Genomic DNA, 5,183 nt, shown 5'->3' with positions numbered 1-5,183 from the left:
GTTTTAGGGTGTTGGGGTTTTAGTTGAATTTCCCCATTTCCCCATTTCCCCATTTCCCCATTTCCCCATCACCTAACCCCTCACTGATCACTGAAATTACACTTCCGATTCTTCTTCCTCAAGGTCTTCTGTGCTTAAGGATTCGTAGGTGGGGCGAGAGGGGGCGCGACGGCCGACATCGACCATCAGATCCACCTCCACATCGCGGGAAGTACCATCGGGGGCATTTTCCACCTTGTGAACGGCGATATCGAGGCCGAGGGATTGCAATTCTCGCATCAAAACCTTAAAGGATTCTGGCGTACCCGGGCGGGGAATCGGCTTGCCTTTGACGATCGCATTTAAAGCCTCATTCCGTCCTTGCATATCATCGGACTTCACCGTTAGCAATTCCTGCAAGGTATAGGCTGCCCCGTAGGCCTCCAGGGCCCAGACTTCCATTTCTCCGAAGCGTTGACCCCCCTGTTGAGCTTTACCGCCCAGGGGTTGCTGAGTAACCAAGGAGTAGGGACCGGTAGAACGGGCGTGAATTTTATCATCAACCAGGTGAACCAGTTTTAACATATAGGCCATACCGACGGTAACGGGACGGTCAAAGGGTTCGCCGGTGCGACCATCGTAAACCGTGACTTTACCTGCGTGTTCTTCCTTGAACACCCAATCGCGATTGGGTTTTTTTGAGGCATTTTCGAGCAATCCGTGGACGGTTAAACGGCTGGCTTCTTCCCCATACATTTCATCAAAGGGAGTAATCTTAAAGCGCACGCCCAGATTTTCGCCGGCCCAACCCAGTAAACATTCAAACACCTGACCGACGTTCATACGACTGGGAACCCCTAGAGGATTGAGAACAATATCGACGGGGCGACCATCGGGGAGGTAGGGCATATCTTCCAGGGGCAGAATCCGAGAAATAATCCCTTTATTGCCGTGACGACCCGCCATTTTATCGCCCACTTGGATTTTGCGTTTTTGGGCAACGTAAACCCGTACTACCATATTGGCCCCGGGGGGTAATTCGTCCCCCTGTTCGCGAGTAAATACCCGCACATCCACTACCCGGCCTTTTTCGCCGTTGGGGACGCGTAGGGAGTTATCCCGTACATCCCGGGCCTTTTCGCCGAAAATTGCCCGCAGTAGTTTTTCTTCGGGGGGTTGGTCTGATTCGCCTTTCGGGGTAACTTTCCCCACGAGGATATCGCTGGCTTCTACCCAAGCGCCGATGCGAATAATGCCGCGTTCATCAAGGTTTCGCAGGGCATCTTCACCGACGTTGGGAATTTCCCTGGTGATTTCCTCTGGTCCGAGTTTAGTTTGACGGGCTTCGATTTCGTATTTTTCAATGTGGATACTGGTATAGACATCTTGTGCCACCAGTCTTTCACTGATTAAAATCGCGTCTTCGTAGTTATAGCCTTCCCAGGGCATATAGGCGACGAGAATATTCTGGCCGAGGGCGATTTCTCCTCCTTCGGTGGCGGAACCATCGGCGAGGATCTGCCCCGGCACAACTTGTTCCCCTTGATAGACTAAAGGACGCTGATTTAGGCAGGTATCTTGGTTAGAGCGTTGATATTTCTGAATTTCGTACTCGATCTCGCTCTTGCCAAAAATCTCTTTGTCTTCATCCGCCACTTTGATGCGAATCCGGTTAGCATCGACGTGGGAAACAACCCCATTGGTACGCGAAACGATGACCATACCGGAGTCGCGAGCGGCCTGTGCTTCCAATCCAGTACCCACAAGGGGACGTTCGGGACGCAGCAGGGGAACCGCTTGTCGCTGCATATTAGACCCCATCAGGGCGCGGTTAGCGTCGTCGTGTTCAAGGAAGGGAATCAGGGAAGTGGCCACCGAGACAATTTGGACGGGGGAAACACAAACGTAGTCCACTTGTTCGGGGGAGGTGGTGGAGAATTCCTGCCGATAGCGCACGGGGATAGTTTCGCCGAGGATATAACCATTTTCATCGGTGGCCACGTCTCCCGGGGCGACTCTGAGATCGTCTTCTTCGTCGGCGGTGAGGTATTTAACGGGGAGATCGTAGCGGACTCGGCCATTTTCCACCGCATAACAGGGGGTTTCAATAAAACCGTAGTCGTTGACGCGAGCGTAGGTGGCTAGGGAACCGATTAGACCGGCGTTGGGACCTTCTGGGGTTTCCACGGGACAGATGCGACCGTGGTGGGAGGGGTGAATGTCGCGCACGGCAAAACCAGCCCGTTCCCGGGTGAGACCGCCGGGTCCAAGGGCAGAAATGCGGCGTTTATGGGTCAATTCCGCTAGGGGGTTGGTTTGATCCATGAACTGGGAGAGTTGCGAGGAACCAAAGAATTCTTTAATTGCCGCTACTAGGGGTTTCGGGTTGACTAGGGAAGCGGGGGTGAGGTTTTGGGATTCGCTGACGGTCATCCGTTCCCGAATGATTCTTTCTAAGCGGTTTAAACCGACTCGCACTTGGTTTTGGAGCAGTTCACCCACGGAACGGACGCGACGGTTGCCGAGGTGGTCGATGTCGTCGGTGTTGCCGATGTCAAATTCGAGGTTAATTAGGTAGTCGATCGCCGATAAAATGTCGGTGGTGGTAAGAACGCGCTGGTTATCGGGGACGTTGAGGCGTAGTTTTTTGTTGAGTTTATAACGACCAACGCGACCGAGATCGTAGCGTTTATTGTCAAAAAAGCGCGATTCGAGTAGTTGTTGTCCGCCAGTGACGGTGGGAGGCTCCCCGGGGCGTAGTTTGCGGTAGAGGTCGAGCAGGGCCTCTTCTTCGGTGGGATTGCCTTCTTTGTCGAGGGTTTTTTGGTAGAACTCGGGATGGCGTAGGGAGTCAAAGATTTCGTTATCGCTCAATCCGATCGCTTTCAGGAGAACTTGGGCGGATAATTTGCGGGTTTTGTCGATTCTGACCCAAACTAGGCCGTTTTTGTCGGTTTCAAATTTTAACCAAGCTCCTCGGTTGGGAATCAGGGAAGCGGAGTAGGTGCGGCGACCGTTTTTGTCGATTTCGGCTTTGTAGTAAACACCGGGGGAACGGACGATCTGATTGACGATGACTCGTTCAGCCCCGTTAATGATAAAGGTTCCCCGTTCGGTCATCAGGGGTAAATCGCCGATAAAGACTTCCTGTTCGATGTTTTCTCCCGTTTCTTTGTTGATTAAACGGGTGGGAACGTACATCTGAACAGAATAGCTGCTATCGCGTCGCTTGGCCTCATCGACGTTGTATTTCGGTTCTTTGAGTCTGTAGTCCTGGCCGAGGAAATGTAGTTCTAATTTACCTGTATAGTCGCTGATGGGGGAAAAGCTGTTCAGTTCCTCGATTAGTCCTTCTTCCAAAAACCACCGAAAACTGGAGTGTTGGATTTCGATCAGGTCGGGTAAGAGATTAAAGGTAAGATTGTTCATAGGGTTACAAGGGCTGATGACACGATAGCGACGGTCGGATATCAGTGAGCAGTGAGGGGATGGGCTTCGGCCGTGAGCTCAGGCTTCGACGGTGAGCTCAGCCGAACCGCCGAACGGTGATGGGGTTTTAGGGTGATGGGGTTTTAGGGTGATGGGGTTTTAGGGTTTTAGTTGAATTCCCCCATTTCCCCATCTCCCCATTCCCTGCTCTATGCTAATAAACTATGTTTTTTAACTGGGGAGTTGAAATAAGTTGCGGGCGTTGTGGGTGGTTTGTTCGGCTAGGGTTTCGACCGGATAGCCGCGCAGACGGGCGACGGTTTCGGCCACATGGAAGACGAAGGAGGGTTCACAGGGTTTACCTCGGTGGGGATTGGGTGAGAGAAAGGGGCAATCGGTTTCGATCAGTAGGCGATCGCTGGGGACGATTTGGGCGGCAGCTTGCACGGTTTTACTGTTTTTGAAGGTGACAATGCCGCTAAAGCTGATGTAAAAACCCAAATCTAGGAACCATTGAGTTTCTTCGGGATCGCCAGTCCAGCAGTGCATCACGCCGTCAATTTTGCCCACTTGTTGCCGAAAAGCGCTGATTTCCTCCCGCATGACCGGGGCCGCATCTCGACAATGGATAATCACGGGTTTATCGAGACGATGGGCGATTTCTAATTGCGTCCAAAATACCTGTTTTTGCTGCTCTTGATTATCCGCTTTATAGAAGTCTAAACCCATTTCCCCGATCGCCACGACGCGCCGATCAGATCGGGCTAGGGATTCGATCTGATCGGCACTATTATCTCGCCATTTTTGGGCATCTAGGGGATGTAACCCGACGGCGAAGGAAATTTCCTCAAATTGATCAGCAATGGCTTTAATCGCTGCAAATTCCTCTGGTTCGACACAGGAGTGAACCAGATGAACGACTCCCACACTTCGCCAACGTTCGGAGATAGCGGGCAAGTCGGCTTGCAAAACGTCAAAGTTCAGATGAACGTGCGTATCTATTAATTGCATCGACCCCCGAGCGCTTGTTGCGTCTGTCCTGATTACAGCTTACCTGTTTCTTAGGAAGCTTGGCTAACTTTTTGCAAAGCTTTGGCTAAACCGGCTTTTTTTCTAGCGCCGTTGTTCCGGTGCAAGACGTTGCGCTTGACGGCTTTATCGATTTTACTGTAAGCTTCTGATAGAGCTTGTTGGGCGCTTTCTAGCCCTTCTGGGCTGGGGTTGGCTCCGTAGGCCGAGACAGCGACAAGACATTTTTTGATCAGGGTTCTTACGGCTGACTTGTACGCTTTGTTGCGTAGTCGATTTCTTTCGGAGATTTGGACTCGTTTGAGTGCAGACTTTGTATTAGCCACAGTCGTTTCTTGTTCTCAATACTGGTATGGTTGATCGGGACACAGACAAACCATAATAACAGATTTGTGCTATTTGTTGCAAGAGTTTTCTGGACAAGATTGGGGCAACCCCAAAGATACTTTCAGGATGAGGTTCCCAGAGATGGGGGAGGATTGAGGGTTAAGGGGACTGCCACACCCGAATTCAGGTTCAGACGGTTTTGCCCTGACTGTGCCGATAACTAATCGCCAAACTTGTCCTGAGGGGCTAAAGTGTGCTATAAGCAGTCAGACCCTGCCCTGGTCTCTATTCTTTAGGTAAATTACTGATGACTGAAGCTAAACGCGCCCTAATTACCGGCATCACCGGTCAAGATGGTTCCTATCTGAGCGAATTATTATTAGAAAAAGGCTATGAAGTCCACGGTATCATCCGTCGTA

Annotated in this window: 4 protein-coding genes; 1 reads left to right on the top strand and 3 read right to left on the bottom strand. The window is 51.3% G+C overall.

Features of this window, described 5'->3' with window-relative positions:
- Nucleotides 1-96: 96 nt before the first annotated feature.
- The 3 genes from rpoB to rpsT all read right to left on the bottom strand — a co-directional run bounded on the left by rpoB (nt 97) and on the right by rpsT (nt 4,763).
- Nucleotides 97-3,408, bottom strand: a complete 3,312-nt coding sequence (gene rpoB, locus IQ234_RS19710; protein ID WP_110579480.1) for a DNA-directed RNA polymerase subunit beta — start codon at nt 3,406-3,408, stop codon at nt 97-99.
- A gap of 231 nt (nt 3,409-3,639) precedes the next feature.
- Nucleotides 3,640-4,419, bottom strand: coding sequence for a TatD family hydrolase (locus tag IQ234_RS19705; RefSeq protein WP_193958321.1), 780 nt, complete (start codon nt 4,417-4,419; stop codon nt 3,640-3,642).
- Nucleotides 4,420-4,469: 50 nt separating this feature from the next.
- Entirely contained in the window at nt 4,470-4,763 is a 294-nt protein-coding gene (rpsT, locus tag IQ234_RS19700) for a 30S ribosomal protein S20 (RefSeq protein WP_002737368.1), read from the bottom strand.
- 308 nt (nt 4,764-5,071) lie between these two features.
- On the opposite strand from rpsT, the gene IQ234_RS19695 reads away from it, so the two are divergent.
- On the top strand, nt 5,072-5,183 hold a 112-nt coding region (locus IQ234_RS19695), incomplete at its 3' end, for a GDP-mannose 4,6-dehydratase (RefSeq protein ID WP_193956833.1).

It is taken from the genome of Microcystis aeruginosa LEGE 91341 (assembly GCF_015206885.1).
In the GTDB taxonomy this organism is placed as follows: Bacteria; Cyanobacteriota; Cyanobacteriia; order Cyanobacteriales; family Microcystaceae; genus Microcystis; species Microcystis aeruginosa_H.
This window is presented reverse-complemented; position numbering and strand designations above follow the sequence as displayed.